Below are 18083 nucleotides of genomic sequence, written 5' to 3'. Positions count from 1 at the left end.
AACGTTACTGAAAGCAGCAGGATAAGAGCAGCTGACGTAGTGTGCGTTTTGTTGTAGTTTGCCTCAACCCCGCGGAAGGGAAGACCCTTTTGCAGCCAAAAGGCGCTATCACCGGCTTGCATTAGCCTGTTATATTATTTTGACCTTCTGCAACTTAGCGCAGGAAGCGAAGCTCCCGCAAGCAAACCAACTGGCAGGTAAATGCAGCATGGGTGCTCCCTTGGTCGGGAAGCACAGCAGCCGGCCTACAGCTCGCTTTCAAGGAGAAGCCGTACGTTTGTAGTGGAAGTAGGAAGCAAGTAAGTCACTTACTTGCGCAAGTCAGAGGTGTACTCACTTACCCGGCAAGGGTCGGGTTACGTGTTGAAAGGCGGAACAACTACCGCTTAATGTTTTCTAACGCCAGGTTAACGTGACACTAACGCCATGTCCTTTCCTTGTCGTTTGATGATTGTGCCACCTAACCCCACCGCATGGGTAAAACCATCCTTGTATCGAATCGCCTCCCCCTGAAAGTGCAGCGCACTGACGCGGGTTTCCTGTTGCAGCCTCGTGAAGGAGGATTAGCCATCGGGCTCGACCCTATGTACCGCTCCGGCGACTACCTGTGGGTGGGCTGGCCCGGCTTGGCCCCCGAAAACGAAGCCGAGCAGCAAGCAATAGCCGAGATGCTGCGCTCCGAGAACATGACTCCCGTATTTCTCTCGGAAACAGAAGTCGGTGACTACTACGAGGGCTTTAGCAACGGCACCTTGTGGCCCACTTTCCACTACTTTGCCCAGTACTCGGCCTTCGACCACCAGCAATGGGCCGCCTACGTGGATGCCAACGAGAAATTCTGCGCGGCCGTACTAACCCTAGCTGGTCCCGACGACCGAATTTGGGTGCACGACTACGAGTTGCTGCTGCTGCCGCAATTGCTGCGCCAAGCCTGCCCCCACGCCACCATCGGCTTTTTTCTGCACACTCCGTTCCCGTCGTATGAGCTGCTGCGTGTGCTGCCGTGCCGCAAAGAACTACTGCTAGGCTTGCTCGGGGCCGATTTGGTTGGGTTTCAGACCCTGGGCTACATGCGGCACTTCTTAAGCTCGGTTTCGCAACTGCTTGGTTTGCCCACTCACAACAGCCAGATCGAGACTCCCTCCCGGACGATATGGGCAGAAGCATTTCCCATAGGTATCGACTACGGCCGCTGCGCGGCGGCAGCCGTGACAGCTTCTACACAGACGTTTGCGCACTCGTACCGTGAAGCCTTGCGGGAAGCGCGCGTCATTCTTTCTCTTGACCGGCTGGATTACACGAATGGTATTGCCGAGCGACTCAACGCCTTCGAGAAGCTGCTGCAGCGCTATCCGCAATGGCAGGGCCAGGTAAGTTTAGTGATGGTGGTAGTGCCTTCGCGCGAGCAGGTGGAATTGTATCGCAAGCTGAAGGAGGAAATCGACGAGTTGGTGGGCCGCATCAATGCCCAGTACCGCACCATCAACTGGCGCCCCGTGCATTATTTCTACCGCTCACTACCGTTCGAGGAAGTGGCTGCCTGGTACTCGCTGGCCGACATTGGGCTGGTAACGCCCATCCGCGACGGCATGAATCTGGTGGCCAAGGAGTACGTAGCTAGTCGTACCGACCAGCGCGGGGTGCTGATTCTGAGCGAGAGAGCTGGGGCCGCCCGCGAACTAGCCGATGCGCTGCTTATCAATCCCACCGATACCAGCGAGCTAGCCGATGCCCTGCACGTCGCCTTGCTCATGCCCGAGGACGAACAGCGCCGGCGCATGGCAGCCATGCAAGCGTTGGTCAAGCAATACGATGCCTTTGCTTGGAGCCGCCGGTTTTCAGCGCAGCTAACCGAAGTGAAAACCAAGCAGCTGGCGTTGGCCACCACGCCGCTCGAACCGGAAGCGGCGCATACCTTGGTAGAGGCCTACCGGCATGCCCGGCAACGACTCTTGCTGCTCGATTACGATGGCACGCTGGTGCCGTTTCGGGCCCACCCCGAGCGGGCCCAACCCAACGCCGAGCTGCTGGCGTTGCTACAAGAGCTGAGCGAAAGTCCGGAAACGCAAGTAGCGCTGGTAAGTGGCCGCGACCGGCATACGCTCACCGAGTGGTTCGGGCACTTGCCCCTGGGCTTGATTGCCGAGGAAGGCGCTTGGCTGCGTCCGCCTCATCAGGAGTGGACCTTGTTTCACGAGCTGCGCGCCGACTGGAAACAGGAGCTACGGCCCGTGCTGGATTTATATGTGGTGCGCGCCAGTGGGTCCTTTATCGAGGAGAAAGAGTTTTCCCTGGTGTGGCACTTCCGCCGGGTCGACCCCGACCTGGGCCGTCGGCGGGCCCGCGAGCTGGTAAGCCACCTACTGTTTCTGGCCGCCAACTCCGACCTGCAGGTGCTGGAAGGCGACAAAATGGTAGAGATTCGCAACGCCGGTATTCACAAAGGTGCTGCCGCGGCCCGCTGGCTAAGCTTGTACCAACCCGACTTCGTTCTGGCCCTCGGCGACGACTGCACCGACGAAGATATGTTCCGGGTGCTGCCCCCTGAGGCCTTCACAGTTAAAGTTGGAGAGTCGGCCCGTTCGCAGGCCCGCTACCACGTTTCCCGCATCAACGATGCGCTGGAATTGCTGCGCAGTTTGCGTTCGTCGGCGCCCATCTCTACATCGGTGCCGAGCAGGCCTTTTCCGTAGCTCTAAGAATTAGGCAAGCAAACCTAGGCTTTGGCGCCTGGTCTGGCATAGTAGACTTGTACTTCGCTGCGTTGTCTAACGCTTTTCGCAGTCTAGACTTTTGGGCTGCTTCCCTACGCAAAAAGCAGCTGTTGCACATAGCCTTACTTAAAGAAAGCTGCCAGCCAATGCCAGGTTAGCCAAGCTCCCTCGCCCAAGCCTAAGAGCACAACGGTGGCAATTAAGCGAGCGGCGTACTCATTCACTGTGTCTCGGTTATCCTTAAAATAGCGCATGAGCGTAGTGCTTTACAGTATATGTGCTAAGTGAATTTCACTGCGAATAAACTATGCAGAAATGATTTATTTCTAATTTATCTTGGACCGGCACTATTTCAGGCTTTAGCTCTTGCTTGAAACGGCCATAGAAATTAAGCATTAAGCGGAAAAAAGACAAGCACCTCTTTTATACAAGTAAGCTGCCCGTGCGCTTGTTAGCCAAGTACACGGGCAGCTCACACAGAGAATTGCAGATCAAGAGAAGCTGCTTAAGATTAAGCTGCTGGGTCTTCAGTTTTGGGTAGGTCTTCTGCCTTCTTGAAGCGCTTGTACAAGAACAACTGCCACTTCTCTTCGGCCACGCCGGCCTTGTCCATTTCCGCGCGCGACAACGTGAAAAACAAGTCGGAGAGGCGGTTGATATAGGCGGGAATTGCTTCATCGACCGTATCGACGCGCATCAAGGACACCAGCCGCCGCTCGCCCCGCCGCATTTGGGTGCGCACAACGTGGCAGAGCGCCGAAATTTCGTTGCCGCCGGGCAGCAAGAAATAGTCCGAGGCAGTAGTCATCTGACCTTCCAACTCGTCGATCCACGTTTCGCAGAAAGCAGCGCCGTCGGTGGGCATGGGGTTGGTATTCACTTTCTTGGCATCGGAAGGCCGGGCCAGGTGCGACATCATGTCCATCATGTCCTTCTGAATCCGGTGCAAGTTAGGCTGCCACGCGTGTTCCGGGCCGAGCTTTACGCGCAGCAACCCGATAGTGGAATTCACTTCGTCGAGGGTGCCGAAGCACTCCACCCGTACGTCGTCTTTGTCGACGCGAGAGCCGCCAAACAAACCGGTGGTACCCTTGTCGCCTTTTTTGGTGTAAATCTTCATGGGCTTGAGCTTAGTCAGGTAATTATTTAAGGGAGAGGGGCAGGCCGGAAACCATGAAAATAGCCTTGTCGGCCCGCGCAGCAATGTACTGATTCATCCACCCCTGCAAGTCAGTGAACTTGCGCCCGGCTTCGGTTGGGGCGTGCAGCCCCATCCCGATTTCGTTGCTGATAACTAGCAGGGTGCAGTCTTGCTGGAGCAGCAAGTCGAATTCCTGCTGGGCCAAGGTCAGGGCCTGCTCCACTTGGTAGTCGGTGTCGGTAAAGAAGTTGGTTAGCCAGAGCGTTACGCAGTCCAACACCACGGTGCGGCCCGCTAGGTCCAGGCGGCCGATATGCTTTTCTTCTTCCAGCGTGGTCCAACGTGCGTCGCGGTCGGCTATGTGCCGGTTTATACGCTGGCGGTGGTCCTCATCCCAAGCGCGGGAAGTGGCCAGATATACGGGCGAGGAACTGAGCTGCAAGGCAAAGTCCTGGGCGTACCGGCTTTTACCGGAGCGCTGCCCGCCGGAAATATAATAGAGCATCGACCTAGAAAGTTAAGGTGTAGCGGGCGGCAACGTTGCGGCCGGGCAGGTTGTAGCCACGCTTCTCGTAGTAGTTCTCGTTGGTCAGGTTATTGACGTACAGCGTGAGGGCGTGCCGCTGGGCGTAAGTGCCCGTCACCGAGAAATCCAGGGTCATGTACTCGGGGTAGAGAATCTGGGGCGAATTCACGTCGGTGAAGTCGGTGTCGCGGCGGCGACCCACGTAGCGCCCACTCAGGCGCGCATTCAAGTACTTGAAGTTGTCATACGACACGCCGAAGTTGTGGCTGAAGCGGGCCACGTTCTGAATGCTACGGCGAGTTTCGCTGCCATCCGTGTTGTTGACTACGTCTTCGGCCTTCAGCATTCGGGTGCCGCCCGCATACACCCGCAGCGAATGCGCGTACTCACTAGCTGCTCCAAAATCGTAGCCAACTTCCGCTTCCAGCCCGTGGATCTGGCTGTCGTTGGCATTGAGGTAGGTAGTGCGCGAACGGACTACGTAGCCTTCTGGGGTGGTTTCGCCGGTGGGGTTGGTGGTGCGGGTGGTGATGCGGTCCTTCACCCGGGTTGAAAAGTACGTGACGTCGCCGGTTAACCCCATTTCGGATTTATCGAAGCGCAAGCCCGCGTCCCAGGTCACGCTGTTTTCGTTTTTCAAATCGGGATTGCCCTGCGTGACCGACGCCTGGTTGCTGGCGTTGACGGTTTGCGAGTAGCCCGCCACGTTGTAAGCATCCGGCGTTACGTAGGCCCGCCCGATGGTGCCGTGCACGCGCAGCGGCTCCAGCACCCGGTATTGCGCCCCTAGGCTAGGGCTGAAAAATGGGTTGGTTTCTTTGCCCGGTGTGAAGGTAGTGAGCAGGGGCGTGCTTTTCACGTCGTAGGTGATGAAGTCGTAGCGCGCACCGGGCGTCACAATCAGTTTCTCGTCGAGCAAGCTAAACTGGCCCTGCACGTAGAGGCCGGTGGTGTTGAGCTCGTAGTTGGGATTGAACGGCGCCATTTCGGCACTAGTGGCACTAAAGCGGTGCGAGCGGCTGGTGGCCTCGTTGTGGTCGATGCCGACGGTTAGCTGCTGCTCGCCAAGCTTGATAACGTCTTTCACTTGCACGCCTTTCCAGTAGTTTTTGCTTTGGAACGAGCGGTAGGCGGGCGCCGTAGCCGGCAGCGTATTGTTGTTGTTGAACTCCCCCGACCCGTAGCCCCGCACGAATAGCTGGTGGTGCGCGTAGTCGCCCACCGCGCTGATTTCCAGGTTCTGCCGCTCGATGTCCTTGGTGGAGGGGCCGGTGTTGCCGTAGAAGATGTCGTTGGGCGACTGCACGTTGCGAGCCACGAAGCGCTCCACCCTAGCATCTACGTGCCAGTGCTCGGCTACTTGGTAGCCGAGGCGCAGGGCGCCGGAGTAGTAGTTGAGCTTGGTGAAATTGCGCCGGATACCGTCGCCGCGCTGGTCGTCGGTTTCCTCGGAGCGGCCGTCGGCAAAGGTTTTGGTGGCACTCTTGGCATCGAGCCAGTCGCGAAACAGGCCTTTTTTGCCTAGTTTGTAGTCCTGTGCCCGGTCGAAAAGCCCGAACGAGAGGTCGAAATCCAGCTTTTCGGTGATGTTGCCGCCGGTGGCCCCGCCCGCCCGGAACGTTTCGTAGCTACCGTATTCGGTGTAGACCCTACTTTGTACTGGTCCGCGGGAGCGGCGCGTAATCACGTTTACCACGCCCCCCATGGCCTGCGAGCCGTAGAGCGCCGAGGCCGGGCCTTTCAGCACTTCCACCCGCTCCACACTGCCCAAATCCAGTGTAGACAAATTGGAAGTACCCGCTGGCCGGCCATCTACCAGCAGCAACGCCCGCTGGTTTAGCCCGCTGGTTTGGGGCCGGAACCCCCGAATGCCTACTCCCGACAAAAGCCCCGGATACTGAATGACATCCACCGAAGCATTCTTCTTTAGTATATCCGTGAAGTCCAGCGCCTGAGTTTGCTGAATATCCTGCCGGGAAATCACCTCGATCTGCTGCGGCACTTTGCGGCGCTCCGTGGTTGAGCGCGTCGCCGTCACGACCACCTCATTGAGGCTCTGACGCTTCAACGAGTCGGCCGCTACCTGGGCCTGTGCTGTGGTTCCGGCCGCCGAAAGCAGCGCGGTACCTAGCAACGGTACCATCACGTAAGGGGAAGTAGATGAAGCGGGTAAAGAACTTTTCTTCATTGCTTTAGCAACAAGGGAATAAAATGGGGCCACCCGCCGCCGCGACGGGTGCCAAAATCAAACAGGATGATTTTCAGGAAGGAGGCGCAACGCGGCGAGCAGCGTTTCTATGGTTTGGTGCTGCTGCGCAGGCTGACCCGGCAGTTCACAAAGCCAGAAACCAACGCCGGATGCGCTTGGCGTGGTCACGCGCAAGGGAGCAGGGGAGGTAGTGGGCACGAAGCCTTCCCGCTCCAGCGCCCGCCGGGTCCAAAATGCGGCGGCGCCTTCGCCGAGCAGCTGCACGGCCGGTCCGGCCGGGGCATGCAAGGCGAAAGTGCCCGTAGCTGGATCGAAGGCAAGGCCTTCCCGCGCAAAAGCGGCCGCAAACGTGCCGCTCAGTACCAAATCTTCGGGCGTACCGGCGTGCAGCGTACCCGTGGCCGAAAGTAGCCACACCCGGTCGGCAGCCTGCAAAGCCAGGTCCAATTCGTGGGTGGACAGCAGAATGGCTTTGCCGGTTTGGCGGGCCAGGTTGTGCAGTAAGCGCATGAGAGCCACGCGGTTTGGTAGGTCCAAGTGGGCAGTGGGCTCATCGAGTAAGATCAGGGGCGTGTCCTGGGCTAAGGCACGGGCGAGCAGCACTTTTTGCCGCTCACCGTCGCTAAGCTCGCCCACCGGGCGGCGGGCAAACCGAGTGGTATTGGTTGCGGCCAGCGCGGCCAATACCTGGGCTTCGTCGTGGGCGGAAAGGCCCCCGAGCCAGCCCGTGTGCGGATGGCGGCCCAAGCTCACTAGCTCCTGTACGGTCAGGTTGCCCGCATCGAGCCGGTCAGTAAGCACTACGCTCAGTTGGCGGGCTCGTGCCAGGGCGCTCATGCTCTGAATGGGAGCGTCGCCGAGCATGAGTTGTCCGCGCACCGGCGGCTGCAAACCCGCCAGGGTCCGCAGCAGTGTTGATTTGCCTGCCCCATTAGGCCCGAGCAAACACACCAGCTCGCCTGGCCACAGCGCCAAGCGTAGGTTTTCGGCCACTGCGTGGGGCGTTTTTCGAGAAGTGAAATAACCCACTGCCAGGTTTTCGGCGGCAAGCAGGGGCGCGGGCGCTACCATAGATCAGGAAAACGACGAGCGAATATTCTGGCGGCGAAGCACCACCCACAGCACCACCGGCGCCCCCAATAGGGAAGTCACCACGTTGAGCGGCAGGGCGGTTTGGCTACCGGGCAGCTGGGCCAAACAGTCGCAGCCCAGGGTGAGGGCGGCACCTACCAGGCAGGCCCCGGGCAGCAGCACCCGGTGGTCGGCGGTGCGTAGCAAGCCCCGAGTGAGGTGGGGCACGGCAATACCCACAAAGCCGATGGGGCCGCAGAATGCCGTAATGGCTCCTGCCAGTAAACTGGTACTCAAGATGATAAGCGTGCGGGAACGACCGATTACCAACCCCATGCTGCGGGCGTAGTTTTCACCTAGCAGCAAAACATTCAGTGGTTTGGCAGAAGCAAAGGCCAATACTAACCCCGCGCCCACGACCGTGCTCAGCACCATCAGGTGGCTACCAACCACTCCGCCCAGCGAGCCAAACGTCCACATCAGGTACTCCTGAATCTGCTCGGGGGCACTGAAATATTGCCACAAACTGACTATGGCCCCCGTCACGCTGGCTACCATCAGCCCCACAATCAGCATAATCACATTATCGCGCAAGCGGGCCGAGAGCACTAGTACCAAACTCATAACTAGTCCCGCGCCGGTGGTGGCGGCCAGCACCAAAGCCCAGCTGCCGCCCACGCCCAGGGCCCGAATGGCAAAGCTACCCGCGACGCTGCCGCTGGCCAACATCACGGCAGCCACGCCTAGCCCTGCGCCCGCCGTCAACCCGAGGGCGGAAGGCCCGGCCAAGGGGTTACGAAACAGAGTCTGCATCTGCAAGCCGCTCACTGCCAAGCCGCTGCCTACCACTAAAGCAGTCAGTGCTTTGGGCAGACGAATTTGTTGAACAATGAATTTCCAGGCCGGCGTGTCGGTGGGGTTGCCTAACAGGATATCCACCACGGCAAGCAGGGGAATCCGCACCGACCCTAGCCCGATGTCGAGCACAAAGCCCAGGGCTACCAAGCCGAGCAACACCACCAGCCAAGCCCCGCGGCGGTAATTAGCGGCCTGCGTTAGGCGGGTTTCGGGCACGGCCGACGTTTGCACAACACTCACTTTAGCTGCTGGTAGTAGCGCAGCTGCCAAGTCGGCAACAGCTCGGGGTGCAAAATCTTAATTAAATCGGCTAGCACCAGATCGGGCCGTACGGCGCCGGATTCCCAATAGTCGTTGGAGCCCACGGCGTTGGTGCGGCGGTTGTTGTTGTACACCAGCCCACGCTTGAACGGCGCGAAGGCAGCGTAGCGGGGGTCCTGCGCCGCAACTTCTGCTTTCGACTTGGTGGAGCCCGTATGCAGCCAGTAGTCGGCGGCAAGGGCCACGGGTGCCACAGCCTCGAACGAGAGTGCCAGGCTGCCATTGGGAGCTTTGGTTTTGTCCCAGGGATACGTGGTGCCTGCATCGCGCAGGAACTGAGCCATGTAGCTGTCCGCATCCGGCACGTGCCACACGTCTTTGAAGGGCATGCCTACTACCACTGTAGGCTTTTTGGCTACGGTGCGGGTGGTGGCGGCCAGCCGCTTATAGTCGCGCACTACCTGGTCGAATTTCTGATTTACGAGGTCTTCTTTATCAAGCAAGGCGGCCATTACCTTCACCCACTCGGCCCTGCCAAGGGGCGTAGTTTCCACCCATTCCGAGTTGATCATAACCGGAATGTTGGCGGCGGCCAGGGTCTGAAAACGGGGCAAACTCTCACCCGGCCAGCCCGTAACCATCACCAGGTCGGGGTGCTGAGCGACGAGTAGCTCGTTGTTCATTTGTTTGCCTTGGCCAACCTCCAATACCTTGCCCTCCGTTATGCGCTGGCGCACTTTCGGGGCCGAGACATATTTGAAGCTACCCAAGCCTACCACCACGTTGTCGGCCCCCAAGAAGCTAGCCAGCGCCACGTGCATCGACGATAAGCCTACTAGCGTGCGGATGGGAGTTTCTATCACCTGCGCCTCGGCAAAGCCAGCTGGCCGGGCGGTACCCCGCGGCAACAGCAGGTAGCGCGTGGCGGTGGTTTTCTGCTCGAACGGGCTCAGGATGGTGAGAACCTTGTAATTGTCGGCGTAGCTGAGCGTGAAGCCCTTTGCGTACTGCACGCTGGTGCGGCCCCGCACTGCGGCCACTGCTTTGACGGCGGGTTTGGAAGCTGGCTTGGTTGTGGAGCTCTGGCTGAAACCCGCCACAGGACTGAGCAAAAGCAGGCCCAAAAGCGCCAAGTTGCGCCAACACGAAAAAAGAGAGGAAATACCCCCGGCGCGGCCGGTGGAAAGCGAGGTCTGGGGCATGGTACAACGAGCCTTTCTGCCGAAAGCTGTGACTGTATGTAGTAAGTGGCAGGTCTTCTGACTTCCCCCACCGGTCGAAGGCCTTCCCATCCCTGGCGGAACAGTGGCGCGACGTATCGACCGGTTTTTGGTGGGGGTTACAGCAGCGGAGACTGTCCCGGATTCGCACCGGATTCCCTTTTAAAGTTAGCCCGAAAGTGCTCCGGACCAGCTACCCTTACTGGCGGCAAAGGTAAGCGAAATTGCTACAAAGCCTATTCTTTGCCTGAATTCCCTGATTTAGAGGCCGGCATTCCCTCTAGCGCCAGCCAATCCTGCGCAAAACGCACCCGGCCCGCTACCGAGGTTAGGGGCAGCTCAACCAGCCGGTACCCTAAGCGTTGGTAGGTCCGACTCAGGGCTTGATAGAGCTGCACGGCTTCGGAAAAAGTTTGCCAGCGCTCGGCATCGTTGACGTAGATGGACGGCCAAGGCGGAGCCATGAGTACTTGGGGGTGGTACCGGTACTGCGTGGCCGCGTCGTAGTAGGTCCGGGCTACGGAAATGCCACCAACTTCCAGGTAGGCAATGATGTCGGGGATGCCCCGGTCGAAAAACGTGACACCGCCACGCTGCCGGGCCTGCTCGTACTGGGTTATCATGCGGGCTAGTGCAAGCTCGGCGAAGCCCGCCAGGTTTTGCCAGGGCACGAGGCCGCTTCCCAACGCTACTTGCTCCTGGATCAGAACCCGCGACGCCTCTTCCGCACCAGCATAGCCCTGCTGTTGCAAGGCTGCCAGCAACGTGGATTTGCCCGCGCCGGGTCCGCCGGAAATCAGAAACTGCGCCATGAGTTTATTGGCCGTTGGGTTGTTGTAGAGCAGGTTACTTAAGTTTCTTATCTAATTGTTAGCTAGCGTGCTTAGGTCAAGCTTTCTTTGAGCGTATACAAGCCGATGGCTATGGAAAGCAGCCCTACGGCATAGTTGAGCCACTTGAGCGAGGGCTGCCAGCGGCTGGAAAAACGGGTGGCCGACACGGCAAAAAGGTAGCCATAGGTGGTCATAGAGACGAGGATGCCCACGCTTTGCAGCACGATAATCCAGACGGCAGTGCGGGCGTCGCGGGCGGCCAAGGCTAAGGCAATGGTGCAGGCGCCGCCAGTGCCGGCTAGGCCGTGCACCATGCCCACCCAGAACGAGCGGCTGAGCACACCCCGAGGCTCCGCAGTAGCGGCAAGTGGCTGGCTTTTCTGAAAGTTGCGCCGGATGGCCAGCACCCCGAGCCAGATCATCAGGGGGCCGATGCACAACTCAACTTGCGCCGCCACCTGCAACGACAGGCTCGATTTCAGCAGCAGAATCAGACTGGCGAAAAGGATGAGCGTAAAGGAGTGCCCCAACGCCCAATGGGAAGAGCGCCAGATGATGCGCCAAAGCCGGCCCGTGCCCTGCTTCTGCTCGGTGGCCAGCACCGAAACCGCCGCCATGTGGTCGGGCTCGAAAGAGTGGTGAATACCGAGCAGTAGCGAGTCAAAAAGTAGTGGATTGAGCATAGACTAACGAAAGACACTATCCTTGAAAAAGTAAATTTACATAGTACCTGGAAAAGGCATCGCCAAGCTGCTTGAAGCAGTCAACTTGGAAAGCAATGCGTCTAAACATACTTGCCTGCCGATTGTAACAGCTGCAAAGCTCACCTACCTTCCGCAAATCCAGACCGCCAGATTCAACTTCATTTAGGAGTTGATTATAGAAGCAATATTCTGCAATACAACAGGTTAAGTTATTCTTGTGTTAGCCCTTTTACCTCATTAGCATGCGTGAAATCAAACGGCAGCGGGTGCTGCGCCCCGATGGCAAAGCCATCAACCTGGTGCTGCGCCGGGGCCACCTCTCGTATTGTTATAACGCCTGCTGCTGCGGCCGGGTAGACCGAGGCTACGCGGCCGTGCCCGTAGATTTGTACAAATCGGAATGGCTGCGGCGCAAGCTGCGCAACACCGTGCACATGACCAAGGGCGGCTGCCTGGGGCCCTGCACGCTGGCCAATGTGGTGACGCTGCTGTTTGATGGGCGCTCCACCTGGTTTCACTCCATCAACAGCGAGTGGCAAGTGCGGGCCATCTTCGACTATATCGACAGCATGGTGGCCGCTGATGGCTACCTGACCCCGCCCGCCGAACTGGCCGAATACGTGTTCCAATTTTACAGCTGGAACGGGGCCGAAACCTCCGCTACTAGCCTCCCGAGCCTAGCACCAGGGGCTGAGGGCATCGTCTTTCTCACCCACGCCGACACCGACCTGCTCACCCTGCACCGCAGCGTGCAGGAGTTGCCCGCCGATTTTCCCAAAACGCTCGGCATCAACTTGCTGGCCATCAAAACCGAAGCCCACATGGCCCAGCTGCTCGACCGGGAGCTGGCGGCAGCCCGAGTGATAGTGCTGCGCGTGCTGGGGCGGCCGAGCAGCATCCCGGGATTCAGTGAGCTGGTGCGGCGGGCCCAGAGCCAGGGTCAGCATCTGTTGGTGCTCAGCGGCACCGGCGACCTGAACCCGGAGTTTGCGGCTATTTCCACGGTGTCGCCGGCGGTGCTGCACGAGGCGCTGGCTTACCTGCAAGCCGGGGGCTACGCCAACCTGACTTCCCTACTGTACTTTCTGGCCGACCAGCTGCTGATGACAGGTTTCGGCTTCGAGCCCGCTCAAACGCTGCCCGAGCACGGCATTTACCACCCCGATTTGCCGGAAAACGCCGAGCTGGCCGACTGGCTCCAGCACCGCGACCCGGCTCGACCCAGCGTGGGCATCACCTTTTACCGGGCCCACTGGATTAGCGGCAACACGGCCTTCGTGGATGCCTTGGTGCGGGAGCTGGAAACCCGGAATGTCAACGTGCTGCCGGTCTATACGGCTTCGCTTAAGGCGGTTGATGCGGAGTCGGGCTGGCCTCGGGCGTTCGGGTTTTTCCGGGATGAGCAGGGGCCGCTGATTGATGTACTGCTGAATACCGTATCCTTTGCCATGAGCGACGTAAACCCCGACGGACCCACCAGCGCGGGGTGGTCGGTGGAGGCGTTGCAACAGCTGGATGTGCCGGTGTTGCAGGCCATTACCAGCGGCATGGCCCGCGGACCCTGGGAGTCGTCGAGCCGGGGGCTGAACCCGCTGGATACGGCCATGAACGTAGCCATTCCCGAGTTTGATGGGCGCATTATCACGGTGCCGATTTCTTTTAAGGAAAAGAACCGGGAAGCCCAGGGCTACGAGGCCCTGCCCGACCGTATTGAGCGGGTGGCCGGTCTGGCAGCGCGGTGGGCGCGGCTGCGGCACCTGCCCAATGAGCAAAAGCGCGTTGCCTTCATCTTCACCAATTCCAACAGCAAAGCCTCGCAAATAGGGAATGCCGTGGGTCTGGATGCGCCGGCGTCCTTACTGGTGCTGCTGCAAGCCATGCAGGCCGAAGGCTACCAGCTAACGGACTTACCACCAAGCGGCACGGCGCTTATCCACGAGCTAATTGACCGCTGCTCTTACGACGAAACCTACCTGACGCCCGAGCAATTAAGCCAGGCCGTGGGGCAGGTGCCGGCCGCCCAGTATGCCGCGTGGTTTGCCGAGCTGCCCGCCACTTTGCAAGCGAAGATGATAAAGCAGTGGGGGGCGCCGCCCGGCGAGACTTACGTGCACGACGGCCACATTGCGCTGGCTGGCCTAGCGCTGGGCAACGCCCTGGTGGTGCTGCAGCCGCCCCGTGGCTACGGCATGGACCCCGACGCCATCTACCACCAGCCCGATTTGTCACCCACGCACCACTACTACGCCCTGTACCGCTGGTTGCGCGACGGTTGGGGTGCCGATGCGCTGGTGCACGTGGGCAAGCACGGCACGCTGGAATGGCTGCCCGGCAAGGGCATTGGTTTGTCTGCAACCTGTTTTCCGGATGCCTTTCTAGGGGATTTACCGCTGTTTTATCCCTTCATCATCAATGACCCCGGCGAAGGCTCACAGGCCAAGCGCCGCGCCCACGCCGTGGTTGTCGACCACCTGACCCCGCCCATGACCACCGCCGACAGCTACGGCGAACTGGCCCAGCTCACGCAGCTCGTGGATGAGTACTACCAGGTGGAAGCCCTCGACCCGGCCAAGCTGCCGCTGTTGCAACGCCAGATCTGGGACTTGGTGCAGCAAACCAACCTCGACAAAGATTTGGCCCTGCTGCTGCGCCGTGACCATGGCGACCATACGCACGACTGGGACGACGAGCTGACGCCCGAAGGCGTACCCGTAAGCTTGGCCGAAATGGATGGCAAAGATGTGGCTCACCTCATCGAGGACATCGACGGTTACCTCTGCGAGCTGGGCGCGGCGCAAATCCGCAATGGGCTGCACATTCTGGGGCAAGTACCGGAAGACGAGGCGCTTGTAGACATGGTACAGGCCCTAACCCGGTTGCCCAACCTTGGCGCACCCGGCCTGCAGACCGCGCTAGCCACGCTCTACGGCTTGTCTCTGGACAATATTCTGCAGGCGAAAGGACAAAAGCTGACGGCTGTATCCCCGGTGTTTCAGGAGCTGGCGGGCCGGCCCGTGGTAACCGGAGCGGATGCGCTGGAAGTGCTGGATGAGCTGACCCGGCACTTGCTGCTGGTATGGCAGCAGCGGCAATTTCGGGCAGAGGCAGTGGATGAGGTGCTGTTTGAAGCCTTGGCCGTGGATCCCTCCGAGTCAGCGTTAGCCGACATTCGCCGTACGCTAGCCTTTGTGGGCGAGCAGGTGTTGCCTAATCTGGCCCAGACCTACGACGAAGTAGCCAACCTGCTGCACGGACTTTCGGGCGGCTACGTGCCGGCCGGACCGAGCGGGGCGCCTACGCGGGGCATGGCCCATATCCTGCCTACTGGCCGCAATTTCTACGCCGTCGACCCGCGGGCCTTACCCTCGCAGGCGGCCTGGGAGGTAGGGCAGCAGTTGGCCCGCGAGGTGCTAGACCGCCATTTGAAAGAAACCGGCCGCTACCCCGAAAGCGTGGGCCTGAGCGTGTGGGGCACCAGCGCCATGCGCACCTACGGTGACGACGTAGCCGAAATCCTGGCCCTGCTTGGCGTGCGCCCGGTGTGGCAGGCCCAGAGCCGCCGGGTAACCGGCGTGGAAGTAATCGACCTGGCAGCCCTCGGCCGGCCCCGCATCGACGTGACCACGCGCATCAGCGGCTTTTTCCGGGACGCCTTTCCCCACCTAATTGAGCTGCTGGATGACGCCGTGCAGTTGGTGCTAGCCCTCGATGAGCCCCTGGACCAAAACTTTGTTCGGCAGCACTACCTGGCGGAATTGAGCGAACTGCAAGCGCAGGACATCCCTCTGGAGGAAGCCGAGCAGCGGGCTAGCTACCGCATATTTGGGGCGGCGCCCGGCAGCTACGGCGCGGGCATCCTGCCACTAATCAACGAGAAAAACTGGCACGCCGACGCCGATTTCGCCCAGGCCTACGTGAATTGGGGCGGCTACGCCTACACCCGCAGCGTGAGCGGCGGCGAGGCCCGGCAGGAGTTTCGGCAGCGGCTCGCGGGGGTGGAAGTGGCCCTGCACAACCAAGACAACCGGGAGCACGACATCTTCGACAGCGACGACTACCTGCAATTTCATGGGGGCATGATTGCCACCATCCGCAGCCTTACCGGCCGCCAGCCCAAGCACTACTTCGGCGACACACAAGACCCCGCCCGGCCAGCCGTCCGCGACCTGAAGGAGGAAGCGCTGCGGGTTTTCCGCTCTCGCGTAGTCAATCCCAAGTGGCTGGCCAGCATTCAGCGCCACGGCTACAAAGGCGGCCTGGAGCTGACGGCCACCGTCGACTACCTGTTTGGCTACGATGCTACGGCTCAGGTGGTGGACGACTGGATGTACGAGAAAGTAGCCGAAACCTACGCCCTGGACGCGGAGATGCAGCAGTTCTTCGCGGAGAGCAACCCCTGGGCCCTGCAGGCCGTGACGGAGCGCTTGCTTGAAGCGGCCCAGCGCGGCCTGTGGGCGGCCCCATCCCCCGATACGCTCCAGGCCCTGCGCCAAGTCTACGAGCAGAGCGAAACCCTACTGGAAGCCCGGAATGAGTAACCCCACCAACGCCCCCTTGCAACGTTCCCACTACCCGTTTGCCGCCTTAGTAGGCCAGGAAACCCTCAAGCAGGCCCTGTTGCTATGCGCCGTCAACCCGGCCATTGGCGGGGTGCTGATTCAGGGAGATAAGGGCACGGCCAAAAGCACAGCGGTGCGCGGCCTAGCGGCCATAATGCCTTGGCTAAATACCGTGGCGGGCTGCCCGTTTAACTGTGCCCCAGATCAACTATCGGGCTTGTGCTCAGCGTGCACGCAGGCTGCCCCCGAGACGTTGCAGCTGGTGCCCGCTCCTTTCGTGAACCTGCCCCTAGGCGCTACGGAAGATCGGGTACTAGGCAGCCTGGACCTGGAAGGGGTGCTGGTGGAGCGCCAGCGCAAGCTGCAACCAGGCTTGCTGGCCGCCGCTCACCGGGGCGTGCTGTACATCGACGAAGTGAATCTGTTGCCCGACCACTTGGTGGATGTACTGCTCGACGTAGCCGCTATGGGCGTCAACACCGTGCAGCGGGAGGGTTTGTCGGTAAGCCACGCGGCGCAGTTTACGCTCATTGGCACCATGAACCCCGAGGAAGGCAATCTGCGGCCCCAGTTTCTGGATCGGTTTGGGTTGATGGTAGATATCAGTGCCCCGCGCGACGTGCCGGAGCGCACCGAAGTGGTCCGCCGGCGTATCGCCTTCGAGCAGGACGGGCCTGCCTTCGCGGCCCAGTGGGAACCCGCCCAACAAGCCCTGCAACAACAAATTGCCAACGCCCAACAACTGCTCCCAGCCGTGCAGATGCCCGACGGGCTGCTAACGCTAATCAGCCAACTGTGCACCGAGCTCGGCGTAGCCAGTCTGCGGGCCGACATTGTGCTCTACAAAACGGCCCTGACCCTAGCCGCTCTAGCCGGCCGCACCACCGTAACCGCCGAGGACGTCCGCCAAGCCGCCGAGCTAGCCCTGCCGCATCGGCGGCGCAGCAAGCCATTCGAAAACAGCTCGTTGCCTTCCGATGCGCTGGATGAGCTAATGCAGCAAGCAGCCGATGCGCCCCCGCCGTCAGATCCTCCCGCTACAACGCCGGATGCACCTGCAGACCCTTCTGAGCTACCGACTGAGCAACCCGAGTTAGATGCCTCCCCGTCGGACTCAGGAGGGGAAGCCCCGGAGCAGGTCTTCGGTATTGCGCCCCCGCCCGCTACCCGCCCGCTTCGGGTGGAGGTGCCACCTCAGCCCGCTACAGCCCCCGCCGTTACGGGTCTGCGGGGGCTGGCTAGTCAGGCGTCGCGGGGCCACTACGTGCGCGCCGTGCCTGACCCGGCACCCTCGGACTTAGCACTGGAGGCGACGGTCCGGCAGGCGGTACTCCGCGACCCCGAAGCCTGGCAGCTTACCCGCGACGACCTCCACCAGAAAGTGCGCACCGCCAAAACCGGTATTCTGCTGCTGTTTGTGGTCGATGCCTCGGGCTCGATGAGTGCCAGCCGCCGCATGGAAGCTGTGAAGGGTGCCGTGCTGAGTTTGCTCACGGATGCCTATCAGCAGCGTGCTACGGTCAGCGTTATTGCCTTCCGGGGCGTGGCAGCGCAGGTGCTGCTGGCGCCCACGCGCAGCGTGGAGGTAGCAGAACAGGCCCTGCGTTCGTTGCCCACGGGGGGGCGCACTCCTTTGCCGCACGCCCTACAACTAGCTAGCCAGTTGCTGGAACAGGCCGCTAACGCCCATGAGTTGCAACCTTTGCTGGTGGTACTAAGCGACGGCAAAGCCAACGTGCCTTTGCCTGGCGGGGGCGACGCATGGCAGCAAACTCAGCAGCTGGCCGAGTCACTGCGGGGGCAAAATATTCCTGCCCTGGTGCTCGACACTGATACCAGCTACCTCCGCCTGGGCAAAGCCAAGGAGCTAGCTACCGCGTTAGGCGCGCAGTATTTGCCGCTTGATGAACTGTCGGCAACTTCCCTAACCAATGCCATTCTCACGATCAGCAGCCGCTCGTAAGCTGTTGGGCTGATGCTGAGTTAA

General features: G+C 60.4%; 11 protein-coding genes and 1 riboswitch. Of the genes, 3 read left to right on the top strand and 8 right to left on the bottom strand.

Translation table 11 applies throughout. From position 1 onward, the window contains the following. Positions 1–473 precede the first annotated feature (473 nt). Positions 474–2693, top strand: a complete 2220-nt coding sequence (locus P1X16_RS30660) for a bifunctional alpha,alpha-trehalose-phosphate synthase (UDP-forming)/trehalose-phosphatase (RefSeq protein ID WP_277236588.1) — start codon at positions 474–476, stop codon at positions 2691–2693. Positions 2694–3225: 532 nt separating this feature from the next. Here P1X16_RS30660 and P1X16_RS30655 read toward each other — a convergent pair. The 8 genes from P1X16_RS30655 to P1X16_RS30620 form a co-directional block, all read right to left on the bottom strand. Next, positions 3226–3834, bottom strand: coding sequence for a cob(I)yrinic acid a,c-diamide adenosyltransferase (locus P1X16_RS30655; RefSeq protein WP_277236587.1), 609 nt, complete (start codon positions 3832–3834; stop codon positions 3226–3228). A 22-nt stretch (positions 3835–3856) separates the two neighbouring features. After that, positions 3857–4360: a bifunctional adenosylcobinamide kinase/adenosylcobinamide-phosphate guanylyltransferase gene (locus tag P1X16_RS30650; RefSeq protein WP_277236586.1), complete on the bottom strand. Its 504-nt coding sequence runs from the start codon at positions 4358–4360 to the stop codon at positions 3857–3859. 4 nt (positions 4361–4364) lie between these two features. Next, positions 4365–6569 (bottom strand): TonB-dependent receptor, encoded by a 2205-nt coding sequence (locus tag P1X16_RS30645; RefSeq protein WP_277236585.1) that lies wholly within the window; start codon positions 6567–6569, stop codon positions 4365–4367. A gap of 57 nt (positions 6570–6626) precedes the next feature. Next, complete coding sequence (locus P1X16_RS30640) at positions 6627–7661, bottom strand: ABC transporter ATP-binding protein (RefSeq protein ID WP_277236584.1); 1035 nt, start codon at positions 7659–7661, stop codon at positions 6627–6629. A 3-nt stretch (positions 7662–7664) separates the two neighbouring features. Next, positions 7665–8759 carry an iron ABC transporter permease gene (locus P1X16_RS30635; RefSeq protein WP_277236583.1) on the bottom strand — a complete coding sequence of 365 codons (1095 nt, stop codon included), beginning with the start codon at positions 8757–8759 and terminating at the stop codon, positions 7665–7667. Beyond that, the gene (locus P1X16_RS30630) at positions 8756–9982 is read right to left on the bottom strand and encodes an ABC transporter substrate-binding protein (RefSeq protein WP_277236582.1); all 1227 of its coding nucleotides are present in this window, start codon (positions 9980–9982) and stop codon (positions 8756–8758) included. Before P1X16_RS30630 ends, P1X16_RS30635 begins: the two co-directional genes overlap by 4 nt. A gap of 29 nt (positions 9983–10011) precedes the next feature. After that, positions 10012–10213, bottom strand: a riboswitch (cobalamin riboswitch). 23 nt (positions 10214–10236) lie between these two features. After that, complete coding sequence (locus P1X16_RS30625; protein WP_277236581.1) at positions 10237–10812, bottom strand: AAA family ATPase; 576 nt, start codon at positions 10810–10812, stop codon at positions 10237–10239. Positions 10813–10883: 71 nt separating this feature from the next. Beyond that, positions 10884–11516, bottom strand: coding sequence for a cytochrome c biogenesis protein CcdA (locus tag P1X16_RS30620; RefSeq protein ID WP_277236580.1), 633 nt, complete (start codon positions 11514–11516; stop codon positions 10884–10886). Positions 11517–11779: 263 nt separating this feature from the next. Here P1X16_RS30620 and cobN point away from each other — a divergent pair, with 263 nt between their 5' ends. After that, entirely contained in the window at positions 11780–16075 is a 4296-nt protein-coding gene (cobN, locus tag P1X16_RS30615; RefSeq protein ID WP_277236579.1) for a cobaltochelatase subunit CobN, read from the top strand. Beyond that, on the top strand, positions 16068–18059 hold the full coding sequence (locus P1X16_RS30610; RefSeq protein ID WP_277236578.1) for a magnesium chelatase subunit D family protein: 1992 nt from the start codon (positions 16068–16070) through the stop codon (positions 18057–18059). The genes cobN and P1X16_RS30610 overlap by 8 nt, the downstream gene beginning before the upstream one ends. Positions 18060–18083: the final 24 nt, after the last annotated feature.

Origin of the sequence: Hymenobacter sp. YC55 (assembly GCF_029433095.1) — a bacterium.
Classification (GTDB): Bacteria; Bacteroidota; Bacteroidia; order Cytophagales; family Hymenobacteraceae; genus Hymenobacter.
This window is presented reverse-complemented; position numbering and strand designations above follow the sequence as displayed.